Source organism: Desulfosarcina sp. BuS5, assembly GCF_028752835.1.
Lineage (GTDB): Bacteria > Desulfobacterota > Desulfobacteria > Desulfobacterales > BuS5 > BuS5.
Genome location: NZ_CP087952.1, coordinates 996,421 through 1,018,628, shown reverse-complemented (window position 1 = coordinate 1,018,628; position 22,208 = coordinate 996,421). Strand labels below are relative to the sequence as shown.

At 44.1% G+C, this 22,208-nt stretch carries 22 protein-coding genes and 1 pseudogene; 11 read left to right on the top strand and 12 right to left on the bottom strand.

What is annotated here, in order from left to right:
- The first annotated feature begins 26 nt into the window (after positions 1-26).
- From BuS5_RS05025 to BuS5_RS04995, 7 genes are all read left to right on the top strand, one after another.
- Positions 27-692, top strand: a complete 666-nt coding sequence (locus BuS5_RS05025) for a potassium channel family protein (protein ID WP_027355096.1) — start codon at positions 27-29, stop codon at positions 690-692.
- A gap of 38 nt (positions 693-730) precedes the next feature.
- Positions 731-2,023: an alpha/beta hydrolase gene (locus tag BuS5_RS05020; protein ID WP_084446293.1), complete on the top strand. Its 1,293-nt coding sequence runs from the start codon at positions 731-733 to the stop codon at positions 2,021-2,023.
- A 392-nt stretch (positions 2,024-2,415) separates the two neighbouring features.
- The gene (locus BuS5_RS05015; protein ID WP_084446258.1) at positions 2,416-3,204 is read left to right on the top strand and encodes an MlaA family lipoprotein; all 789 of its coding nucleotides are present in this window, start codon (positions 2,416-2,418) and stop codon (positions 3,202-3,204) included.
- 145 nt (positions 3,205-3,349) lie between these two features.
- Positions 3,350-4,042, top strand: a complete 693-nt coding sequence (locus BuS5_RS05010; protein WP_027354899.1) for a DUF3313 domain-containing protein — start codon at positions 3,350-3,352, stop codon at positions 4,040-4,042.
- Positions 4,043-4,165: 123 nt separating this feature from the next.
- Entirely contained in the window at positions 4,166-5,395 is a 1,230-nt protein-coding gene (locus BuS5_RS05005) for a paraquat-inducible protein A (RefSeq protein ID WP_027354898.1), read from the top strand.
- Positions 5,388-7,007 (top strand): PqiB family protein, encoded by a 1,620-nt coding sequence (locus BuS5_RS05000; RefSeq protein WP_027354897.1) that lies wholly within the window; start codon positions 5,388-5,390, stop codon positions 7,005-7,007. The genes BuS5_RS05005 and BuS5_RS05000 overlap by 8 nt, the downstream gene beginning before the upstream one ends.
- A complete protein-coding gene (locus BuS5_RS04995) occupies positions 6,997-7,623 on the top strand; it encodes a PqiC family protein (RefSeq protein WP_027354896.1) in 627 nt (208 codons plus the stop codon). The genes BuS5_RS05000 and BuS5_RS04995 overlap by 11 nt, the downstream gene beginning before the upstream one ends.
- Before the next feature lie 515 nt (positions 7,624-8,138).
- Here the strand turns inward: BuS5_RS04995 and vapC are convergent.
- From vapC to ltrA (BuS5_RS04970), 5 genes are all read right to left on the bottom strand, one after another.
- Complete coding sequence (gene vapC / locus BuS5_RS04990; RefSeq protein WP_274428064.1) at positions 8,139-8,573, bottom strand: type II toxin-antitoxin system tRNA(fMet)-specific endonuclease VapC; 435 nt, start codon at positions 8,571-8,573, stop codon at positions 8,139-8,141.
- Positions 8,574-8,595: 22 nt separating this feature from the next.
- Positions 8,596-8,844 (bottom strand): antitoxin, encoded by a 249-nt coding sequence (locus tag BuS5_RS04985; protein ID WP_027354895.1) that lies wholly within the window; start codon positions 8,842-8,844, stop codon positions 8,596-8,598.
- Between the two features lie 169 nt (positions 8,845-9,013).
- Positions 9,014-9,358, bottom strand: coding sequence for a type II toxin-antitoxin system prevent-host-death family antitoxin (locus tag BuS5_RS04980; RefSeq protein WP_027354894.1), 345 nt, complete (start codon positions 9,356-9,358; stop codon positions 9,014-9,016).
- Positions 9,342-9,602: a type II toxin-antitoxin system RelE family toxin gene (locus BuS5_RS04975; protein ID WP_084446254.1), complete on the bottom strand. Its 261-nt coding sequence runs from the start codon at positions 9,600-9,602 to the stop codon at positions 9,342-9,344. Before BuS5_RS04975 ends, BuS5_RS04980 begins: the two co-directional genes overlap by 17 nt.
- 313 nt (positions 9,603-9,915) lie before the next feature.
- The gene (ltrA, locus tag BuS5_RS04970) at positions 9,916-11,289 is read right to left on the bottom strand and encodes a group II intron reverse transcriptase/maturase (protein WP_274428063.1); all 1,374 of its coding nucleotides are present in this window, start codon (positions 11,287-11,289) and stop codon (positions 9,916-9,918) included.
- Between the two features lie 1,073 nt (positions 11,290-12,362).
- Between ltrA (BuS5_RS04970) and BuS5_RS04965 the strand changes: the two genes are divergently transcribed.
- Positions 12,363-12,503: a hypothetical protein gene (locus tag BuS5_RS04965; protein WP_274428062.1), complete on the top strand. Its 141-nt coding sequence runs from the start codon at positions 12,363-12,365 to the stop codon at positions 12,501-12,503.
- A gap of 94 nt (positions 12,504-12,597) precedes the next feature.
- Here BuS5_RS04965 and BuS5_RS04960 read toward each other — a convergent pair whose 3' ends face one another.
- The 4 genes from BuS5_RS04960 to ltrA (BuS5_RS04945) all read right to left on the bottom strand — a co-directional run bounded on the left by BuS5_RS04960 (position 12,598) and on the right by ltrA (BuS5_RS04945) (position 15,667).
- Positions 12,598-13,311: a Cthe_2314 family HEPN domain-containing protein gene (locus BuS5_RS04960; protein WP_274428061.1), complete on the bottom strand. Its 714-nt coding sequence runs from the start codon at positions 13,309-13,311 to the stop codon at positions 12,598-12,600.
- A 185-nt stretch (positions 13,312-13,496) separates the two neighbouring features.
- Entirely contained in the window at positions 13,497-13,697 is a 201-nt protein-coding gene (locus tag BuS5_RS04955; protein ID WP_027355147.1) for a hypothetical protein, read from the bottom strand.
- A gap of 3 nt (positions 13,698-13,700) precedes the next feature.
- Positions 13,701-13,991 carry a BrnT family toxin gene (locus tag BuS5_RS04950; RefSeq protein WP_027355146.1) on the bottom strand — a complete coding sequence of 97 codons (291 nt, stop codon included), beginning with the start codon at positions 13,989-13,991 and terminating at the stop codon, positions 13,701-13,703.
- A gap of 302 nt (positions 13,992-14,293) precedes the next feature.
- Complete coding sequence (gene ltrA / locus BuS5_RS04945; RefSeq protein ID WP_036019348.1) at positions 14,294-15,667, bottom strand: group II intron reverse transcriptase/maturase; 1,374 nt, start codon at positions 15,665-15,667, stop codon at positions 14,294-14,296.
- 966 nt (positions 15,668-16,633) lie between these two features.
- Between ltrA (BuS5_RS04945) and BuS5_RS04940 the strand changes: the two are divergent.
- From BuS5_RS04940 to BuS5_RS04930, 3 genes and pseudogenes are all read left to right on the top strand, one after another.
- Positions 16,634-16,777, top strand: a pseudogene (locus BuS5_RS04940) (recombinase); the annotation flags it as partial.
- Positions 16,778-16,819: 42 nt separating this feature from the next.
- Positions 16,820-17,470 carry a tyrosine-type recombinase/integrase gene (locus BuS5_RS04935; protein ID WP_198012345.1) on the top strand — a complete coding sequence of 217 codons (651 nt, stop codon included), beginning with the start codon at positions 16,820-16,822 and terminating at the stop codon, positions 17,468-17,470.
- Positions 17,467-18,549 carry an IS91 family transposase gene (locus tag BuS5_RS04930; protein WP_035266684.1) on the top strand — a complete coding sequence of 361 codons (1,083 nt, stop codon included), beginning with the start codon at positions 17,467-17,469 and terminating at the stop codon, positions 18,547-18,549. Before BuS5_RS04935 ends, BuS5_RS04930 begins: the two co-directional genes overlap by 4 nt.
- Positions 18,550-19,014: 465 nt before the next feature.
- Here BuS5_RS04930 and BuS5_RS04925 read toward each other — a convergent pair whose 3' ends face one another.
- From BuS5_RS04925 to BuS5_RS04915, 3 genes are all read right to left on the bottom strand, one after another.
- Positions 19,015-19,635, bottom strand: a complete 621-nt coding sequence (locus tag BuS5_RS04925; RefSeq protein WP_274427861.1) for an IS66 family transposase — start codon at positions 19,633-19,635, stop codon at positions 19,015-19,017.
- Between the two features lie 111 nt (positions 19,636-19,746).
- Positions 19,747-21,306, bottom strand: a complete 1,560-nt coding sequence (gene tnpC / locus BuS5_RS04920) for an IS66 family transposase (RefSeq protein WP_274427632.1) — start codon at positions 21,304-21,306, stop codon at positions 19,747-19,749.
- Positions 21,303-22,175: a DUF4338 domain-containing protein gene (locus BuS5_RS04915; protein ID WP_274427862.1), complete on the bottom strand. Its 873-nt coding sequence runs from the start codon at positions 22,173-22,175 to the stop codon at positions 21,303-21,305. Before BuS5_RS04915 ends, tnpC begins: the two co-directional genes overlap by 4 nt.
- Positions 22,176-22,208 lie beyond the last annotated feature (33 nt).

Sequence of the window (22,208 nt, the reverse complement as noted above, 5' to 3'; positions counted from 1 at the left end):
TTTTTCGGTTTAACCGGGTTAGTTATATGAAGCAAAATCAGCTGACCAGAAACAATATAATTTTATTAATTTGCCTGCTGATTTTCATCCTTTTCTTTCCCGTATTATCTTTATACAGGGTGCTGATGAAACACCTGCTTTTTACGTCCATAGTGTTATTCGGCACTTTTTCTCTGAATTTTGTTAAAAGAGCTCAAAAAATCCTGATCGCCTCCGGAATAGTTACCATATCTTTAAACTGGCTTGATCTTTTTTTCACGAATCAGGTATTGGATTTAGTCTTTTTCTTCTCATTTTTTTGTTTTAACCTGTTTATTGTCGTATTTATGGTCAGGCATATCGCTAAAAGCAAAAATGTCAATCTAACCATTATAATCAATTCAATCAACGGGTATCTGCTTATAGGAATATTAGGAGCGGTGCTCCTGGCCATGACGGAAATACTGCAAAAATTTCTTTATCATACGGATACAGGGGCGATTAATTTTGCCGGGGGGACTGCCCGGGGGTTTCATGATTTTATATACTTAAGCTTTGTTACCCTGACAACGTTAGGATATGGTGATGTCACACCTGTTTCAGCTTTTGCGAAATCCGTCGCGCTTATTATTGCCATTACAGGCCAGCTTTATTTGACCATTCTGATTGCCATACTGGTAGGAAAGTTTCTTAGCAGAACTGAAACAGATTGATCCGAACAAATAACTTAATCGAAAATGAGGTGAGTAAAATGAAAATGATAAAGAAGTTGCAGTATCTTCTGTTGCTGTGCAGTTTGCTTTTCGCAACTCCTTATACCGGACAAGCAGCATCCTATGATTACCCCATAGCAGATCCGATCGAGGCTTCGATTCTGTCAACACCGAAAAAGGACAGGGCGGTGTTGCCTGAAAAGATCAGGGTCAAACAGTATCAAACCCTTGATATTTTTCCGTATCGGGACGTACCTGTGGTGTTCTGGTACAACGAAAAGCTGCGTTACGCCGTTGCCTACCATAAGAAAAAGGCGCCTGTTATATTTATGATTGCCGGGACCGGCGCCGGGTATGATTCCGCTAAGATGAAAATGATGCAAAGGGCTTTTTTTAAGGCCGGTTTTCATGTTGTAGCTCTGAGTTCTCCCACACACCCGAATTTTATTGTCTCTGCCTCCAGCTCCGGAATGCCCGGGGATATACGCTCCGATGCTGCTGATCTGTACAATGTCATGGAAAAAATGTTGCAGCGAAGCAAGAAGAAGGATCTGATTTCAGATTTTTATCTCACCGGTTACAGCCTAGGCGGCTCCCAGGCAGCCTTTGTGGCGAAATTAGACGAGGAGAGAAAAGTCTTTAACTTCAAAAAAGTATTGATGATCAATCCTGCCCTGAACATTTATGATTCCGCTGTTAAACTTGACAAGATGCTGGTGGACAACATTCCCGGCGGGATGGATCATTTTGATGATTTTTATACGAAGTTGATAAACAATATCACTGACTCCTATGCGCAGGGTGATTTTGTCGATCTTTCCTACGATTTTTTTTATAAAGCCTATGATGAGATTCTGCCCAGCCCTGAGGACGGAAAGGCACTGATCGGCTTTGCATTCCGTATATCCCTGACCAATCTGCTCTTTACCTCCGATGTTATGACAAACAGCGGCTACATCGTGCCGAAGAATCTGAAATTATCCCGTACTGATTCCCTGACGGATTATGCCAAAGTCATTTCCCGGGGAAATGGTTTTGCCGACTATGTGCAAAATATTATCTATCCTGCTTTTAAAGCAGGGGAGCCGGGTTTGACCTTGCGTGAGTTTGTTGACAGAAGCAGTCTGCGCGCCATTGAAGGCTATTTGAAAAAAAGCAACAAGATAGGCCTTGTGACAAATATGGATGATTTTATTCTGGCAGATGGTGATGTTGAGTATTTCAAGCAGGTCTTTGGGTCAAGGGCAAAAATTTATCCCCGTGGAGGCCATTGCGGCAACATGGACTATAAAGACAACGTGGCCTACATGATTGATTTTTTTAAAAACTAATAGGGGATTAAGGCTGGGGTGTCCAAATCGACAGACATAGTTGCTCAAAAATGGACCCAAGAAAATTGCTTGCAAGGCTCATTCTCGTAAGGCTTTTAAGCAAAATTTAAGGGGTCCAAAAAGTGAGGAAAAACTGATATTGGTATGTTTCAAAAGGCCTTTATACTGTTTAAAGTAAAATATCATTTAAGCCAATAAAATCAAATGCATACAACATTTTCAATAGTTGACCGAACGTCTATTTTTTTCAACAATAATATAAATATAACTCGTTGTTTTCATTTAATTTTTTTATAAATAGGTACCATATCCCGTTAATTTTTTTGTGAAATTTGTCTAAAAAATATTATCAAATCAACATGTTACCTTTTTAGACACCCCAGATTAAGGCCATGAAAATACAAAAAATAAATTTAATAAAAAATATCTTGATGCCCGGCCTTCTCCTTGCCCTTTTAAGCGGCTGTGCAGTAAAGCAGGTAGCACGTCATGAAGAGGGGTTGGCAATTATTCCGGCAAAAAAACCGGTGAGCGAATTTGTACGGAGCGATATCGTCTACGCCATCGATGCTTATGACCCATGGGAAGGCTTTAACCGGAATATGTATGTTTTCAACTACTACTTTGATAAATATGTATTCCTGCCTGTTGTCGACGCCTATGAGTGGATCATGCCGGATTATGCAGAGGACCGTATCTCCGGTATTTTTAAAAATATAGGAGAGCTGCGGAATTTTACCAACAACCTGCTGCAACTGAAAGGGAAAAAAACCGCCATTACCACAGGACGTTTCCTGGTCAATTCCACTATCGGTCTTGCCGGGATGTATGATCCTGCCGCCAAATGGGCCATGCCGGTGCAGAAAGAAGACTTCGGCCAGACTCTGGGCTACTACAGCGTTGGAGCAGGACCTTATCTTGTCTTGCCGATTATTGGTCCATCCACCCTGCGTGATACCACAGGTTTTGTTGTTGATACGGCAGTACACCGCGCTGTGCTGGATTGTGCGCTTGATGATGTGAACAACAAGTCCAAGGTGCAGGCAGGTATCAGTCTCCTTATGTCTATAGATGCCAGACATCGCACGGCGTTTCGCTACTATCAGTCAGGTTCACCTTTTGAGTATGATCTTGTTCGTATGCTTTATCTTGAAAAGAGAAAGATGGATATTGCAAAATAAAAGTCCGTTCCTAAGTCAATTTAAATTTTACAGTTTCCGGACAAATAACCCAAGGTTTTGCCTTGAGCTTCTAAATCATTACAAATGATACTAATTATCATGGATTTGCACGTTAATCGATTACAAAAAACAAAGGGAGGAAATTATGAAAAGAGTATTTCGTTTTTTCAAGATTGCAGCAATCTTAACTGCGGCTATCGGCCTGGCCGGCTGTATGGCTGGCGGCATGAAAGATGTGGAGCATAGCGGATTTCTCAAAGACTACGGCCAGTTGGAGCCAGGGGAAGACGACCGTGCTGTTCTCACTTATTTCAAACCGGGTGTCGACTTCAAGTCCTATACCAAACTGATGTTCGAGCGGGTCGTGGTTTTCCTGAACCCCACGGCGGAAAGCCGTGAGACCGACCCTACCATTCTCAAGGAGTTGGCCGACTTCTATCAGAATGCCCTGCTCGAAGCGGTCAAGGATGGGTATGAAGTTGTCGATCAACCCGGTCCGGATGTGCTCTGGGTGCGGGTGGCCATTACCGATGTGGATCCGTCCAACCCAATTGGCAATACCTTGAGTTCCATCATTCCTGTGGGGATAGTCGCTGCCGGAGCGGTCAAAATGGTTTCTGGTGAAAACCTGGGAACCGGTGAAGCCGCCACGGAAATAGAAGTCCTCGACTCCATGACCAAGGAGCGCCTGGTCGCAGCAGTGGACCGTCGTCAGGGCGGAAAATTCCTCTTACGTGGCAAATGGACGGACACCAAACAGTCTCTCGAGTACTGGGCGAAGCGCTTCCGCGAGAGGCTTGACGAGCTTCGTGGATTGCAAGAACAAAAGAAACAATAGAAATAAGGGAATGGCTTTTTCTGTTTGGGACAAAGAGTGTAAGGCCCCCAAGATACCATTGATAAATTTGATGGGATTTGCAAAAAAACGAATCAAAAAATCGCTCAATATAGGTTAAAATTCATGTCGTTAATAGCCTGCCACGAGTGTGATTTAATTCATCGGGTTGGCTCTGTGTCCGAAGGAAGCGCAGCCAAGTGTTCCCGTTGCGGTGCGCTGTTGTATCAGCACAAACGCGACAGTTTGGAGCGTACGCTGGCATTGACGGTGACGGGTCTTCTTTTGTTTATAGTAGCGAACGCCTTTCCTTTTTTAGGCTTCAAACTCAACGCCAAGGTCCACGAGACCATATTGATTACCGGTGTCCAGGAGCTTTATCATCAGGGGATCTGGATCTTGGCAACCGTGGTACTGTTGACGACCATTGTCATTCCTGCGGCACAGATGATGGGGTTGCTGTATGTGCTGGTACCGCTCAGGCTGAACCGCCTCCCCTGGAAGCTGAAGGAAGTGTTTCGGTTCACCCAAACCCTGCAGCCCTGGGCCATGATGGAAGTGTTCATGCTGGGTATTCTGGTTTCCATTGTAAAGCTAGGCAAAATGGCCACGATCGTACCGGGCATAGCCGCGTTTGCGTTCATGGCCTTGATCTTTGTTCTGGCCGCGTCCATGGCGGTATTGGATCCGCATGTGGTGTGGGAAAAAATAAAAATTCAAGAGAGTGCACGCGGCATCTCCGGTGGACAGACCAACCTGATCGGCTGTCATACCTGCCACCTCCTGTGCCGTTCACCTTCCCACGGGGTTCATGCTCTGACCTGTCCGCGATGCGGCACGCACCTGCACCGGCGCAAGCCCAACAGCATTACTCGAACCTGGGCACTGATCCTGGCAGCTGCAATATTCTACGTTCCGGCCAACGTGCTGCCGATTACCATTGTCACCTCTTTGGGGAAAAAGCAGGCCGATACCATCCTTAGCGGAGTCATCTATTTTATTTCTACAGGCATGTGGCCCATTGCGCTGGTCATTTTCACGGCCAGTGTCTTTGTGCCGTTGTTAAAGCTTTTAGCGCTCGGTTATTTGTGTTTTTCGGTCCAGCGCAAATCCGGATGGCGACCCGTTGATCGTACGAGAATCTATCGAATGGCAGAGGTTGTGGGCCGCTGGTCGATGGTGGATGTGTATGTGGTGACCATCCTGGTTGCCATGGTGAATTTAGGCGCCCTGGCAAGCATCGAAGCCGGTCCTGCGGCAGTCTATTTTTGCGGCGTGGTGATCAGCACCATGTTCGCAGCCATGAGCTTCGATCCCAGACTCATCTGGGATAATTGTGAGGAAAACCATGAATGAACAGCAAATCGAAAAAACCTGTGCTTCGGGTGTGGCCCAGGCTGTTGTCCAGACCAAAAAAAGCGTTTCCATTGTCTGGATCGTGCCCTTGGTCGCCCTTTTGATCGGTGGCTGGCTGGCATACAAGGCCATAACGGAAAAAGGCCCCACCATCACGATTACTTTCGAAAGCGCCGAGGGGCTGGAAGCTGGTAAAACCAAGATTAAATTCAAAGACGTGGAAGTGGGTGAAGTTGAGGATATCCGTATCAGCCCGGACCTGTCGCAAGTAATTGTAACGGCTCAGTTGACGCGAGATACCAAAGACCATTTATCGGAAAACACCCGTTTCTGGGTAGTTCGAGCCCGGGTGGGCGGCAGTGGAGTTTCCGGTCTTGGCACACTCTTTTCCGGAGCTTACATCGGTATGGATCCGGGGAAACCAGGCAAAAAAGCCCTCTTCTTCAAGGGGCTGGAGACGCAGCACATCGTAACCACGGATCTGCCGGGTCGCCATTTTATACTTAGGGCGAAAAGACTGGCTTCCCTGGATATCGGCAAACCCGTCTATTTTCGGCAGATCAAGGTGGGCCAGGTTGTAGGTTACAAGATGGAAAAAAACGGACAAGCCGTTGATATCAAAATTTTTATTGATGCTCCACATCATGAGCGTGTTTGTAAAAATACACGTTTCTGGAATGCGGGAGGGCTGGACGTATCCGTTGATGCCAACGGACTTAAAATGAACACGGAAGCCTTTGTGACTATGATGATCGGAGGGATTGCCTTCGAAAACCCGAAGGATTCAGAACCCTGCCAGGCCGCTCAAGAAGGTGAGATCTTCAGGATGTATGATAGACGGGAGGATATCTACAAAAAAACTTCTGCAAACAAGACCCGCTGGTTGTTGCGCTTCCAGGGTTCGGTAGGAGGCCTTTCAGTGGGCGCGCCGGTGAAATTCAAAGGCATCAAAATGGGAGAAGTGGTTGATCTAAAACTGGAGTTTGACCAGGAACTCATGGCCTTTCGCATTCCCGTGGTAATTGAAATAGAACCGGATCGGGTCGCGATGACCGGCAATCAAGCCTTTGACATAAAGCGTGGAAACGAGATTCTTGTGGAAAAAGGTCTCAGGGCGCAACTCAGACAGGGTAATCTTCTAACCGGACAGCTCTACATTGATCTGGACATGTATCCGGATGAACCGCCTCAGAAGATCTTATACAACGGGAAATATCCGGAGTTGCCGACAATTCCGACGAATATAGAAAAAATCACAAAAGGGATCACCCGCTTTGTAGATAAGCTGGAAGAACTTCCCTTGGAGCAGATCGGCAACGACCTTCGTGACACCCTGTCGCACTTGAATAAGTCAACCGAACAGTTGACCAGGCTCATGCAAAATCTGGATAAAACGGTTGCACCTGCGGCTACAGCCACGCTGGAGCAATCTCAAACTACCCTGATTAAGCTGGATAGACTGTTGCGTGCCGAGTCTCCCACGGGTCACGAATTGAAACGCGCGCTGAGCGAGCTGGCCGACGCGGCCAGGAGTATCAGTGTACTGGCGGATTACCTGGAGCGACATCCCGAGTCCATAATTTTTGGAAAGGATAAACGCAATGAAAAATAGAACATGCTTTGGAAACATTGGCCGGATATTTATCCTTATGGTAATTTTACTTGCCGGGTGCAGTACCACACCTGCGGTGAAATATTATACCCTGAACCCCTGTCCCGGGATGCAACCGGATATTTCTCAAGCCGTTTCCGGGGATACCCTTGCCATCGGCGTGGGGCCGGTGAAATTTCCAAAATTTCTTGATCGGCCGCAGATCGTAACCCGGAAAAGCCAACACCGTGTAGAGGTATCCGAGTTCCATCGATGGGCCGGCTCGTTTTCTGAAAATTTCTTACGAGTTTTAACCAGGAACATTTCCATGCTTCTGCCCACAGATCGGGTGGCGGCACATCCCTGGACCGATCAGTTTTCCCCGACCTGCCGTATTCAGTTGACTGTGGAGCAGTTTGACGGCCGGTTTGGGGAGGAGGTTGTGTTGAACGTGATTTGGTCCGTATGGAACCAAAAAAACGCGAATGAACTTGTGACAAAGCATACCCTTATAAAAGAGCCCTTAGCCGACGGAAACTACGAATCACTGGTTGCGGCCCAAAGCCGGGCCATAGCCACCCTTAGTCGTGCCATTGTTAATGAAATTGTGAGGTCAGGGGGTCAAGTCTACGTTTGACCCTTATTAATATTGATCTGCTTTTTAAATGTATGTTTTAGTTTTCCAGTTATATTTTTAAGCCTCGAAACTCTCTTTTGATAAGACAAAATCAATGTTTAACTTTTCTCTTTTATCATCAAGGGTCAAGCATAGACTTGATCCCATTTTTTGCACGAGCTACCCCTTTGAGAACATGCCCTGGTCTAAGACCCAGGTGGTGTCCTGAATACTTGCCATAACGCATTCAGGACTGCTGCCTTCCGCTGCATCCAAAGCGTCGGCTTTTTCCTGCAAACAGGATTATCACAATGGCCACAACTATACATTTTTCAGGGCTCAATACAGAGCCTGCAATCTTGCTCTATCCAGCTTCAGACTCCCGTTACCGGTTTTGCCTGTGGACTTCGCTACTGACCTGCTGGTTAGTCTTTAGTCAGATGGGACTATCTTAACATCAATGCCATAGCAAGCCCTGCAGAGATGAAGGAAAGAATACTGTTCCCCGAGCACCCACTTGGTAACAATATCGAATTTCAAAGACCTTGTGTCTTATCCCAACGATTCGGATTTATCTTGGCACGAGAATGCGATTGTTCTGTGCCTTGTTTTTCTATCCAATTTTCAACTTGCAGGGATTTTATTCGCATAAATTCTTTAACATTATTTGTAATCAAGATTAAATTATTACTCAATGCATGAGCAGCTATTAGCATGTCAAGCGGGCCTATAATATTCCCTTGCTTTTCAAGTTGGGAACGAATTTTTCCGTAATATCTTGAAGCATTCTCATCATATGAAAAAATTTCAAATGGGCTTAAAAATTCATCCAATCGGTTGATATTTTTTTTGATATGATTACTCTTGTAAGCACCGTAATGAAGTTCCGATACGGTTATAGACGATATCCCCACCTTACCCACACCTATACTTTTAAACTTTTGGAGAACTTCAGGTGGATGATTATTCATGATGTAGATGCAAATGTTTGTGTCAATCAAAAATTTCATCCAATCCTTCTCTTTCTTGTTGAGATTGTGGTTGATTTCGCTCTGTCATGAATGGCTTGTCATACTTTTTCAAATTTTTTTCCCAAACATCCCAGATTGTATTGTCTTTAGGTAAAAGCAAAACACCTTCAGATACTTTTTTGACATACACCTCTTTTCCCTCAAAACGATAGGACTTTGGTAAGCGTACAGCTTGACTACGTCCGTTTATAAATAGTTTGGCAGTGTCCATAATGATCTCCAAATTAAAGATTAATCTATATTAATTAGTATAGATTATCAAGGGGGCATTGTCAAGATATATATCGGTGGGAATATATTTGTGGTTTTTTAGCACAGAACAGCAGAACTGTGCCGCCCGGCTTTTTGGGTCGGCACAAGTGACTTGATATGCCTGTTTTTCAATCTATTAATTGCTCGACACTAATTTCCATGGCTTTCGCCAGTTTTATTAGAGTGGCTTTTCTTGGGCTGGCGCTATTGCTTTCCAGCCTGGCCAGAGCCGACTGTTTCATTCCTGCTTTGGTTGCCAATTCTGCTTGGGTAAGCTTGAAATATTCCCTCCAAGCTTTGATAAGGTTATCCCCTCGAACATTTGACTTCACAACCTCATTCGGAAACCAGACGTCAGATTCATCTGGTGCAATTTGTTTATGAATCAGTTCTTGGTATTCGTTCCAAGGGATAACAACAAATAAAGGCTTGCCGTTTTGTGTAATTATTTGAGGATCAGTATGTGCGTTCATCTCTTTTTTTCACCTCTTGTATCTCTATGATTTTAACAATGTTGGCATAGTTAAATAGTACTCGATAGCGCCCCACTCTTAAGCGGTACCCATAGCGGTGCTTTTTTAGCTCAGTAATATCAAGCCGTTCGCAAACCGGGAAAGTTGTTAGCTGGTCCACGCTGTCATGAATGGCATCCCGGTAATGGTGAGGAATCCTCTTCATCTGCTTGCGTGCTCGGTTATGCCAAATGATTTCATTCATAGATAAAATATAACATAATATATCTAATGATCAACATAAATATAACATATTATAACATTACGGCTATGGCTCTGTGTATTATTTTGGGGGCATATCACCCAAAATCACCGGCAAATTAAAGTGGAGGGAGGAACGACCGTAGCTTAAATTTGTCCGCGTTCCAGGTAGGAGCATCGGTTACCCGACGCCCCCCCTACAGACCCGTACGTGAAGATTTCCCTCATACGGTTCCTCGGTTCAAATCCTTTTTACCGGATTATCAACCAAACAGGCGACACCCCGTTTGACGTATAACTTTGCAGCCCTTACGGCATCAAATATTATGGACTATTCTGGGTAATGGCAGTGGGTATGTTGTGCGCAAGTCCTCGAACATTACTTCGCCCTTGTGACTTCTTCGGCTTAACCATCGACGCCATGCTTTCTCAGTATATTCAAACACAACTTCCAGCACTTTGTAGTTACTTATTACTCCAAAGTACTGGTAAAAACCTCGCAGTTTACTGCAAAGAATCTCATACTGCTCGGCCATTGGCTTATGACGGTTATCCTTGCACCATATCCATATTCTCTTCATAAAACGGCTTGAACGCTTTCTTGCCGTCTTTTTCTTTATTACCATGTACCCTTTTAATGATTTTGACCAGTAAAATGTAAACCCTAAAAAATCAAACGTCCCGTTTCCCTTTCCGCTAATGCGTTTGGAAAATCGAATCAGTTTTGTCTTTTCCGGGTGAAGTGACAGCTCGAACTGTTCGAACCGCCTGGGTAATACATCCATGACACGCAATGCGTCTTTTTCATACTCGAACCCGAGGATGAAATCATCCGCCCAGCGTATGATGGAGCATCTCCCTTTCATCCGGGGGATCACTTCTTTCACGTACCAGTCATCTAAAACATAATGAAGAAAGATATTACTGAGCACAGGGGAAATTACTCCTCCCTGTGGAGTGCCCGTTTCAGAGTACGTCAGGTTGCCTTCCTCCATTACGCCTGCATTCAACCACTTCCCTATCAGGCGAATCATTCCGCCGTCACTTACTCTCCGACGTATCATGTCTTTAAGTAACTCGTGATTAATATTGTCAAATAGTCCTGTAATATCTGCGCTTACTATCCAGCTGATATTCTGCTTCAAGCATTGCTCACGTAAATCTTTGATTGCCATGTGTTGGCTCCGACCTTTTCTGAATGCATGGGAAAAATTGTAAAAATTCCTGTCAAATATGACATTCAATATGGCTGCTGCTGCTTTCTGGACAATTTTATCCTCAAGTACAGGTATGCCAATTGGACGCTTTTCCCCTCCTTCCTTGTCTATCCAGATACGCTTTACAGGAGACGCAACGTACTGTCCTCTCCGCAGTCGTTCATACAGATTATAGAGGTTTTGATCAAGATTTTCGGCATACTCCTTTGCCGTAACCTTGTCCACTCCTGCAGATTCGCTTTTCCGAATTTTACGAAAGGATTGTTTCAGTAAATCAAAGTCTATCCGATGGACTACTGATGTAAATACCAGTTCATGATTATTTTGAGCAAGTAGCTCGATTTTGATAAGGGATGACCCACCTGTTAACACCGGTGGTTGTCCCCATTCTATCGGTCTGGAATTGCAAGCGACCGTTCTTGCAATTTCTCGGTTTTTTGTTGATATGGTTTGTAACCTCTGTGTATCTCCCATAATTCCTGCCAAAAAAAACGTTATACCCTGCTTCACCTTCCCTGCAGTGGGTCGCTTGGGCATCACTTCCCCACCTTTCCGATCAAGATAGTTCAATTCTTAATCATCGGTACTATGATCTGCTAAGACTTCCGAATGTTTATCTCAGGTTCGTTCGCTCTTCGCTATCCTCCCCTGATACCTTGTATCGCCCGTCTTTTAATGTTTGTGTTTCTGCCAATGGCAGACTCGTTGCAAGGCGGGACATTCCTATGCAACGCCGGGATTTCGCTTGCGCTGGATTTCCTGTTACCGTTCTTTTTACCCAAGGAAACATCCGGGTCTCCCAAGTTCCCGAGCTACCCCTTTGAGTACATGCCCTGGTCTAAGACCCCGGTGGTGTCCTGAATACTTGCCTTAGCATATTCAGGACTGCTGCCTTCCGCTGTCTCCAAAGCGTCGGCTTTTTCCTGCAAGCAGGATTATCACAATGACCACAACCATACATTTTTCGGGGCTCAATACAGAGCCTGCAATCTTGCTCCGTCCAGCTCCAGACTCCCGTTACCGGGTTTACCTGTGGACTTCGCTACTGACCTGCTGGTTAGTCTTTAGTCAGGTGGGACTATCTTAACATCAATGCCAGAGCAAGCCCTGCAGAAATGAAGGAAACAAACCGTTTCCCGAGCACCCACTTGATAACAATATCGAGTTTCAAAGACCTTGTGTCTTATCCCAACGATTCGGATTTATCTTGGCACGAGAAGTGTTTTGTTGTAAACCCCTACCGGATACGACGACCTGCTTTTTGTAAAGCAGCCGGATTTGAGAAAGCGTAATTAAACGCTTGCAAATAATACAAAGTTGGCGAACTCACCGTTGTTTGCCGGCGCTTGCAGCATAACCAGTTAAAACAATAAGCAACGCCTTGAGAAATAGTCACAGAAAGCGAGACGAGATGCAACCGGATGCTGGAATAATGAAAATAAAAAACAACGGTTGCCAAAGCGTAAACCGCTGTTTGCTGCATTCTGCAACAATGATTGTTGATGCGATGCTGACTTTACCAAAAAAGCCGCAAAAAGCAAGGCGAGATGTCGCCAAGTGCTGAAACAGTGAAACTTATAAAATGCTTGCCGAGGCTGACGTTCAAAAAAGCAACAAAAAATGCCGGCAAAAGCAATAACCGGCAAATGCCGGCAACGGCTGTTAACAAAACAGACAGTGAAAAATAAAACTCAAAATTAAGCCTGCGATAAGGTTTACAACGTTGCTTTTCAGCGGGCGCGCGCTTTTTGCGCTCCGCTGCAAAAGCCTTGTTCGGCTATATCATTTGAGAGCTGAATGGTTCCGCCTAAATGGTGGTAATAATGTTTCGAAAAAACGCTCGACTTCACCAATTAGAGCGCTCACTATTGGTCCGAACTCCTTCCGCCTTGCCTCTATGTAAGTATCCGCCTCACGCTTGTAAAAATGACGTGTTCGTTCAAGAACAGAATCATCTGGTGGACCTTCAGCCTTTTGTAGAACAGAATATACTTCAACCCGAGATAGAGCGGGATCATTATATCGGGCTAAATGCGCTATGGTGTTCCGCATTTTGCGGTATGGCTTCACTATTTTTTCGATAGCCCGCAGGCGAGGCCGAACAGGGGTACCCTTCAAATGTTGATTGTTCGTAACAGTTCGCATTCCACACTCACGCGCAGGAAGTCCGAGACGGAAAACCTCATTGGTGAGTCGCAATGATCGATCAGGAATCATCACAAAGCGCAGGTATAGATTCTCTAACTGATAGGCTATATAATCCGCGCGGGTAATCAATTCGCCATCCGAGGTTTTACGAGTTTGATAACCGGAAAGATATGCAAGTGCATAGTTTAGCTGATCGCACGCAACACTTACCTCCCCAGCTAAGATCAGGCATGCTCTGAGGTATTCCTCTTGATTAGTGAAGGGTCGAGTAAAGTGGCCGATACGAGGGTGTGTCGAGTCCACTGTGTCCTTTAATAATGCCGCGGCCATTTCAGCCAGGGCTTTCATGAATGTAGTCTCGCTTAGATTTTTCATTTTCAGTTTTGGTTGCCGAACGTTTGGCATGAGGGGCTGGGAAAAGCTTGCTACAGCCTTGGAAACAATCAAAAAGATAACTTTTAGACGACCTTTGTAAAAGAGAAAAAAGTCGCCGACTTTCCCAGTCCCTCTCCATGCCTTTGTTCGCCAAATTATTATTTAATTGCTTCAGCCAATTGCATATTACTACGAAGCAATTGATTGGCCACAAATGATAAATCAACGTCTTTTTTGTTCGCTATGTTCTCAATAAAAGTAATAACTTCATCGTCAAGATAGATTGGCAAATTCAATTTGACGTCTGGGCGATAAAACTTTCCTCTTTCCCCTTTAGAAAAATCATATTCTTTTCTCATAAATTATCCTCCATATAGCCTGCTTTCCTTCTTTATAGCCTTGCGACTTGAAAATATCCGAATGATCACCGAATTTTTATTTTCTTCTTGAAATGTATGGCATACAATCAACAATCTTCCTTTCTTTGAAATCCCAATTGTTATCCATCTGTCTTCAATTTTACTATGATCAGGATCAAATATTGTTAATGCTTCTGGATCTCTAAAAATTGTTGCGGCCTCTTCGAAACGGATACCATGCTTTTTATGATTAAGCTGTGCTTTATATGGATCCCATTCAAAATTATAATTCATTTTAACCTGCTCATCAAAAGATAATTAGAGCTTTAACTGGCGAATCGCGGTGCTGACTTCGTCAAGCACCGCGATTCCAGGCGGCGCAGCCGCCTGGAACGACTAAGCTCACTGGCTGGCATGGAGCGTAGCGGAATGCCAGTCCAGTTCCAGGTAGGAGCATCGGTTACCCGACGCCCCCCCTACAGACCCGTACGTGAAGATTTCCCTCATACGGTTCCTCGGTTCAAATCCTTTTTACCGGATTATCAACCAAACAGGCGACACCCCGTTTGGCGTATAACTTTGCAGCCCTTACGGCATCAAATATTATGGACTATTCTGGGTAATGGCAGTGGGTATGTTGTGCGCAAGTCCTCGAACATTACTTCGCCCTTGTGACTTCTTCGGCTTAACCATCGACGCCATGCTTTCTCAGTATATTCAAACACAACTTCCAGCACTTTGTAGTTACTTATTACTCCAAAGTACTGGTAAAAACCTCGCAGTTTACTGCAAAGAATCTCATACTGCTCGGCCATTGGCTTATGACGGTTATCCTTGCACCATATCCATATTCTCTTCATAAAACGGCTTGAACGCTTTCTTGCCGTCTTTTTCTTTATTACCATGTACCCTTTTAATGATTTTGACCAGTAAAATGTAAACCCTAAAAAATCAAACGTCCCGTTTCCCTTTCCGCTAATGCGTTTGGAAAATCGAATCAGTTTTGTCTTTTCCGGGTGAAGTGACAGCTCGAACTGTTCGAACCGCCTGGGTAATACATCCATGACACGCAATGCGTCTTTTTCATACTCGAACCCGAGGATGAAATCATCCGCCCAGCGTATGATGGAGCATCTCCCTTTCATCCGGGGGATCACTTCTTTCACGTACCAGTCATCTAAAACATAATGAAGAAAGATATTACTGAGCACAGGGGAAATTACTCCTCCCTGTGGAGTGCCCGTTTCAGAGTACGTCAGGTTGCCTTCCTCCATTACGCCTGCATTCAACCACTTCCCTATCAGGCGAATCATTCCGCCGTCACTTACTCTCCGACGTATCATGTCTTTAAGTAACTCGTGATTAATATTGTCAAATAGTCCTGTAATATCTGCGCTTACTATCCAGCTGATATTCTGCTTCAAGCATTGCTCACGTAAATCTTTGATTGCCATGTGTTGGCTCCGACCTTTTCTGAATGCATGGGAAAAATTGTAAAAATTCCTGTCAAATATGACATTCAATATGGCTGCTGCTGCTTTCTGGACAATTTTATCCTCAAGTACAGGTATGCCAATTGGACGCTTTTTCCCTCCTTCCTTGTCTATCCAGATACGCTTTACAGGAGACGCAACGTACTGTCCTCTCCGCAGTCGTTCATACAGATTATAGAGGTTTTGATCAAGATTTTCGGCATACTCCTTTGCCGTAACCTTGTCCACTCCTGCAGATTTGCTTTTCCGAATTTTACGAAAGGATTGTTTCAGTAAATCAAAGTCTATCCGATGGACTACTGATGTAAATACCAGTTCAGGATTACTTTGAGCAAGCAGCTCGATTTTGATAAGGGATGACCCACCTGTTAACACCGGTGGTTGTCCCCATTCTATCGGTCTGGAATTGCAAGCGACCGTTCTTGCAATTTCTCGGCTTTTTGTTGATATGGTTTGTGACATCTGTGTATCTCCCATAATTCCTGCCAAAAAAACGTTATACCCTGCTTCACCTTCCCTGCAGTGGGTCGCTTGGGCATCACTTCCCCACCTTTCCGATCAAGATAGTTCAATTCTTAATCATCGGTACTATGATCTGCTAAGACTTCCGAATGTTTATCTCAGGTTCGTTCGCTCTTCGCTATCCTCCCCTGATACCTTGTATCGCCCATCTTTTAATGTTTGTGTTTCTGCCAATGGCAGACTCGTTGCAAGGCGGGACATTCCTATGCAACGCCGGGATTTCGCTTGCGCTGGATTTCCTGTTACCGTTCTTTTTACCCAAGGAAACATCCGGGTCTCCCAAGTTCCCGAGCTACCCCTTTGAGTACATGCCCTGGTCTAAGACCCCGGTGGTGTCCTGAATACTTGCCTTAGCATATTCAGGACTGCTGCCTTCCGCTGTCTCCAAAGCGTCGGCTTTTTCCTGCAAGCAGGATTATCACAATGACCACAACCATACATTTTTCGGGGCTCAATACAGAGCCTGCAATCTTGCTCCGTCCAGCTCCAGACTCCCGTTACCGGGTTTACCTGTGGACTTCGCTACTGACCTGCTGGTTAGTCTTTAGTCAGGTGGGACTATCTTAACATCAATGCCAGAGCAAGCCCTGCAGAGATGAAGGAAACAAACCGTTTCCCGAGCACCCACTTGGTAACAATATCGAGTTTCAAAGACCTTGTGTCTTATCCCAACGATTCGGATTTATCTTGGCACGAGAAGCGCCTTGTTGGACGAAGCCGCTACGCGGCAAGCAAGCATCCGAGTCCATAAACTAAAATGTTGCAACCTCTGTATTTATGAGTGATAAAAGATAAATTATAAAGCAATTCTTATTATCAATCCAAAAAACAGGAGGTTACAATGGACACCATTGATTACCAAAGGATCCACAATTTAACAAGTATTATAGAAAGCATTGTAAATATTTAAAGCTTAAAGGCCTGCAGCCAAAGACCATTGACGCATACGCAAGAGCCATAAGACGTATTGGCAACTATTTTGATGGCCAACTGGACAATCTTGCCCAGGATCAATTACTGAATTATTTCCATGAGCTTTTAGACTCTCATTCATGGAGTGCAGTTAAACTTGATTTATATGGTCTGAAATTCTTCTACACCAATATATTGAAAAAAACATGGGAAGATATCCCCTTGATAAAGCCGCCCAAAACAACCAGAATTCCTGATATTGTCACAATTGAACAGGCGAATCAATTATTCGCAGCAACCAGAAAATTAAGCTATAAAGTCTTTTTCTTCACCATCTACAGCCTGGGATTACGGCTTGGAGAAGGCATCAAACTTAAAGTCGGAGATATTGATGCCGGTCATATGCGGGTGCATATTCGTGACGCCAAAGGCAATAAAGACAGATTTGTGCCACTTCCGGAAAACACCCTGCGTATCCTGAGAAATTTTTGGCTGGTTCATAAACACCCATTATTCATCTTTCCAAACCGGAAAAGAGGACTCAAAAATGCTCATCTGGTAGATTCCCCCCTGGAGATAGGTGGAATCCAAACTGCAATGAAAATGGTCACCCGGCAAATAGGATTTAAAAAACAAATATCCTGTCATTCCTTACGCCACAGTTACGCAACGCATTTATTAGAAGCAGGGGTTGATTTGATTGAGCTGCAAAAAATCTTAGGCCATGTCAGTTTATTAACAACTGCCGGATATACCCATCTCACCGCTGCAACGCAAAACAATTCCTGCCATACAATAAACAAGATAATAAACGGCTTCAATATCGGCTGGGGAGGGATAAAATGATTTTACTTTCCTCAATTATAGAAAAGTTTGAAGCGAAGTTTTTCAACAAATATAAGACCGCCGTCTTGCCCAGTCATAAAAAAGCGCTGTTGGCCATGAAACAATGCCGAAAAGAATCTGGTCCGCACATGCTGGCCAGGTGCACTAATGACAATTGTCGAAGACATAGCTATATACCCCATTCCTGCGGTCATAGAAATTGTCCCCATTGCCAGAATCATGAAAGTCGGCAATGGATTGAAAATCAACTCAACAAACAGCTGCCTGCCCAATACTATCTGCTCACCTTTACACTCCCAAGGCAGTTGCGAAAACTTGCCTGGAAGAATCAGAAACTGATTTATTCCTTGATGTTTCAATGTATACAGGAACTTTTGAAAACATTTACCCGAAATGACAAGAAACTACGAGGAATAGCAGGGTTTACAACAGTTATGCATACTCATTCAAGAGAACTCGGATTTCATCCTCATATTCATATTGTAATGGTTGGCGGCAGCATCAATAAAAATTCCAGGTTATGGCGGGTAAAATCCGGCAAATATTTATTTTGCCACAAGGCTTTAGCAAAAGTTTTTAGAGCCAAATTACTCAAAGCAATTGTTGATCATAATCTACGAGTACCAAAAGATTGCCCTAAAAAATGGGTTGTTGATTGCAAAAACGTCGGCAATGGAGATAAGGCATTAATTTATCTGGGTAAATATCTATATAAAGGCGTTATTCAAGAGAAGGATATTTTGAAATGTGAAAATGGAATGGTCACTTTCAGATATTTACATTCCAAAACCAACAAATATCAGAATAGAACTGTTACTGGAGAATATTTCCTCTGGTTGTTGATGCAGCATGTGCTCCCCAAAGGCTTTCGCAAAGTAAGGTGTTACGGGTTCCTGCATCCATGCAGCAAAAAGCTCATCAAATTATTACAGCTTATCCTGCGATTTAATCCAATCATGATGGTCAAGCAGCTCAAACAAAGAGCGAAAATAACATGTAAGTTTTGTGGAGCAAGAATGGAAATTATTCGCACGATGATACCGGCTGCCCAGATACAACGGGCAACTCATCCCACATAATCAAAGGAGGTTTTTTGTTATGTGATACTTAACCTGAAATAGTGGCAGTAAAAAAAACTGATTTCTTCGGCAATGGCTAATTACGTAAAAAATCAACTGTTTTTTCTTAAAAAAACCTGTTGTGGACTTAAAATCAGCTTTTTTTAAATAAATCCGCTTAATTCATCCGGCATCCGCCAACTTCTTCGCCTGATCCCGGCATATTTCCAAAAAGATATTTTCTATAAGATAATCCGGGCTTGTCCAACAAACGGTTCAGATTGTGGTTCGCTTCGCTCTCACAATCTAACCTTATTCGTTATGCTCAAAATATAACCTAAATCCTGCATAAACTATTTGTGTCCTTTCGGCAAGCGTGCATAGCGCAAAAAAAAATTTAGCGTAGGTAAGCAGTCAGCAGTTAGGTGCCTGTTTTTTTGCAGGCACCCGGCTGATTAATCAGGATGGAAATATTAAAAAGTGATTTTATGCTTCAGGATTGTCCGGTTCAATCAGTGCGGATTTATAATTCCACGGCATCCATTTGTCTGGGGATTCTGACAACTCAGAGGCATGTTCCAGCAGTGCTGTCAGGTAATCAAAAGGATTGGTACCGGATAAATTACAGGTATGAATCAGACTCATGAACAGATCACCTACCATGGCACCATGCTCAGTTTTATAAAACAGAGCATTCTTGCGATGCAGAACGACCTTTTTCAAAGCCTGTTCGCAAATATTGTTGTCCAAAGGTACACCTGGTTCCCTGAGAAAAAGGGTCAACGCCTCCCAATGTTTGAGCATGTAGCCAATAGCCTGGCCCAGCCCGCTGTTGGGCTCCACCAAATGTTGGTCTATTTGTTTGTGAAACCAGGTGTTGAGCTTTTTCATCAGCGGACCGCTGTTGTCCTGATGAAACCGCAGCCGTTCTTCAGCTTCCATGTTCTGTTCTTTGGTAATCTTATCATTTTTATATACCTCTGCGAGGATTTCGAGTACATAACTGCACTCTTCCGGGAAGCTTTGCAGTACGTCAACAAACTGTCTTCGTCCATGTGTAAGACAATTTGCCAGCAGAGTTTCGAATTCTTTGTGTCCTTTCGGCAAGCGTGCATAGCGCAAAAAAAAATTTGGCGTAGGTAAGCAGTCAGCGGTTAGGTGCCTGTTTTTTGCAGGCACCCGGCTGATCAATCAGGATGGAAATATTAAAAAGTGATTTTATGCTTCAGGATTGTCCGGTTCAATCAGTGCGGATTTATAATTCCACGGCATCCATTTATCTGGGGATTCTGACAACTCAGAGGCATGTTCCAGCAGTGCTGTCAGGTAATCAAAAGGATTGGTACCGGATAAATTACAGGTATGAATCAGACTCATGAACAGATCACCTACCATGGCACCATGCTCAGTTTTATAAAACAGAGCATTCTTGCGATGCAGAACGACCTTTTTCAAAGCCTGTTCGCAAATATTGTTGTCCAAAGGTACACCTGGTTCCCTGAGAAAAAGGGTCAACGCCTCCCAATGTTTGAGCATGTAGCCAATAGCCTGGCCCAGCCCGCTGTTGGGCTCCACCAAATGTTGGTCTATTTGTTTGTGAAACCAGGTGTTGAGCTTTTTCATCAGCGGACCGCTGTTGTCCTGATGAAACCGTAGCCGTTCTTCAGCTTCCATGTTCTGTTCTTTGGTAATCTTATCATTTTTATATACCTCTGCGAGGATTTCGAGTACATAACTGCACTCTTCCGGGAAGCTTTGCAGTACGTCAACAAACTGTCTTCGTCCATGTGTAAGACAATTTGCCAGCAGAGTTTCGAATTCTTTGGGAACATTTCTGGACAGAGCATCACACATCTGAATGGGTGGGCTCAGACCAATACGACGCTTAAGTAAATCCATCAAGTTTTCTCCGGCATGCTGACGGCCGGTAAAAAACAGTGCAATTTTATGATCATCGGTTTTTGACAGTATACCCGTGGTAAATATACCTTTACGTTCCGGGTTATTTTCTTTGTTTTCCTTCATCAGGGACAAAACCTTCATAGTGGTGTCATCATTATGAATGATATCGCCCTGAGCGCCCTGACGGATAAATTCCTGATAAATCGGAGTAAGTTCCATTGCCATTTGATCGACAATCTCGAACTGTGTCGATGCAGGCAATGGTATGCCAAGACTTTGCTGAAGATCTTTAAGTCTGTTAAATGGCATACCGGTACCATATTTCAAAAGAGCAATCATGGCCTTGGCTTTTGCATCATATTTGTCTTCACCCACATTTTCAGGTGTCGATGCGGTGAAAATTGCTCCACAGAGATTACAGCGTAAACGCTGCATTTCATAGACAGTTCCACTTAATGGAGCGTTTCCGGTGATGCGTATGATTCGCTGCGGCTCCTTTAATTCATATACCTTGCCCTTTAAACATTCAGGGCAGTTGTCTCCAGGTTTAAGAGTATCATGGAAGACTCTGACTTTTTTTGCCCCGGTATAATTTTTAGCAGGTTTGCGGCCATGACCTTTTTTAGCTTTAACAGAATTCTTCTTTTTTGGGTGAGCCTTTGTTTTTCCAGTTTTTTCGGTAGTTGCACCAAACAGCATGCGCAACAGCCGTCGTATGGAGGCGGCTTTATTGTCCACACACTGACTTAAAAGGTAGATAGTGTCAGCCATAGCCTTGATGAGTTCATAGTCCTCAGGTGGCAACAGTTCTTTAACACGCTTTAAAAGAGCATCTAACTGCTTGACGTCCAGGTCTATACGTTCCGGGGTCTTCACTGTGTGTCCCCCCGTAAAAGGCTGCGAAAATTTTTGGCTAATGGATATCCCCAAACAGCCTTTATAGATCGGTTCGGTTTAAATGTTTGATCATTTTTACCCCTGCCGGTGGTGTCTCCAAGATACTTCCAGTTCGCAGCCTTGTAACAGGTACCGGCAAAACGGGTTTTGTCCACAAAAGTTTCAAGGTACCAGATGGGATGATTGTAGATTTTACGCCAATCCAGGGCCAAGATTTTTATCATGTGACCAAGAAGATGGGAGGCCAGATGTGGTACGCGCACCCATGGTAGAATTAAAAATCGTGTATTATACGCCAAAAGGTGCAGATTTTTTTTACGCGTCTTCGCATCCCAGCCGATAAACCTGTCCCTGCAGCCTATATGCCTCGCTGCAGAAGACCAGGCAAAACATGCTATTGGCCGCCCATCAGTATAAACGATGTATTTCAGCTGTTCGCCCACTGAATGGCAGTAACCCAGATAATGGTAATACTCGATCAGGCTGTTGAACATTTTTTCATGCGGGCTTCTGCGTACCTGGCAAAATTCAAGCGGCCGTATTTTGGCTAATTTTGTTTCCAGTAAAGTTTGATTGATCTGAATTTTTTTAGGTTTTCTACGTTCTACAAATGGATTATGGGGATTACATTTTTTGTCCGGCAGACGTATGAATCCTGCACGGTGCAGTTCTAACATCATACCCCGACAGACCATATCACGCAATGCCCCATTGGCCTGGACCCAATTCCAGGCTATGCACAGTTTTCTGGAAAGCGCCCGGCGGCTGGCATCCGGATTTTGAGCAATAAGCTCCTTGATAAAAATAATATCTTTGTCAGTAACGACTCTGCCTCTATACGTAAACATGGGCATCAAATATCACATTTTTTACTGGAACGC

Coding starts and splice junctions, on each gene's coding strand:
- BuS5_RS05025 (WP_027355096.1), top strand. CDS start 27: ATGAAGCAAAATCAGCTGACCAGAAACAATATAATTTTATTAATTTGC.
- BuS5_RS05020 (WP_084446293.1), top strand. CDS start 731: ATGAAAATGATAAAGAAGTTGCAGTATCTTCTGTTGCTGTGCAGTTTG.
- BuS5_RS05015 (WP_084446258.1), top strand. CDS start 2,416: ATGAAAATACAAAAAATAAATTTAATAAAAAATATCTTGATGCCCGGC.
- BuS5_RS05010 (WP_027354899.1), top strand. CDS start 3,350: ATGAAAAGAGTATTTCGTTTTTTCAAGATTGCAGCAATCTTAACTGCG.
- BuS5_RS05005 (WP_027354898.1), top strand. CDS start 4,166: ATGTCGTTAATAGCCTGCCACGAGTGTGATTTAATTCATCGGGTTGGC.
- BuS5_RS05000 (WP_027354897.1), top strand. CDS start 5,388: ATGAATGAACAGCAAATCGAAAAAACCTGTGCTTCGGGTGTGGCCCAG.
- BuS5_RS04995 (WP_027354896.1), top strand. CDS start 6,997: ATGAAAAATAGAACATGCTTTGGAAACATTGGCCGGATATTTATCCTT.
- vapC (WP_274428064.1), bottom strand. CDS start 8,573: ATGAATAATCATCCACCTGAAGTTCTCCAAAAGTTTAAAAGTATAGGT.
- BuS5_RS04985 (WP_027354895.1), bottom strand. CDS start 8,844: ATGGACACTGCCAAACTATTTATAAACGGACGTAGTCAAGCTGTACGC.
- BuS5_RS04980 (WP_027354894.1), bottom strand. CDS start 9,358: ATGAACGCACATACTGATCCTCAAATAATTACACAAAACGGCAAGCCT.
- BuS5_RS04975 (WP_084446254.1), bottom strand. CDS start 9,602: ATGAATGAAATCATTTGGCATAACCGAGCACGCAAGCAGATGAAGAGG.
- ltrA (WP_274428063.1), bottom strand. CDS start 11,289: ATGGGAGATACACAGAGGTTACAAACCATATCAACAAAAAACCGAGAA.
- BuS5_RS04965 (WP_274428062.1), top strand. CDS start 12,363: ATGTCGCCAAGTGCTGAAACAGTGAAACTTATAAAATGCTTGCCGAGG.
- BuS5_RS04960 (WP_274428061.1), bottom strand. CDS start 13,311: ATGAAAGCCCTGGCTGAAATGGCCGCGGCATTATTAAAGGACACAGTG.
- BuS5_RS04955 (WP_027355147.1), bottom strand. CDS start 13,697: ATGAGAAAAGAATATGATTTTTCTAAAGGGGAAAGAGGAAAGTTTTAT.
- BuS5_RS04950 (WP_027355146.1), bottom strand. CDS start 13,991: ATGAATTATAATTTTGAATGGGATCCATATAAAGCACAGCTTAATCAT.
- ltrA (WP_036019348.1), bottom strand. CDS start 15,667: ATGGGAGATACACAGATGTCACAAACCATATCAACAAAAAGCCGAGAA.
- BuS5_RS04930 (WP_035266684.1), top strand. CDS start 17,467: ATGATTTTACTTTCCTCAATTATAGAAAAGTTTGAAGCGAAGTTTTTC.
- BuS5_RS04915 (WP_274427862.1), bottom strand. CDS start 22,175: ATGTTTACGTATAGAGGCAGAGTCGTTACTGACAAAGATATTATTTTT.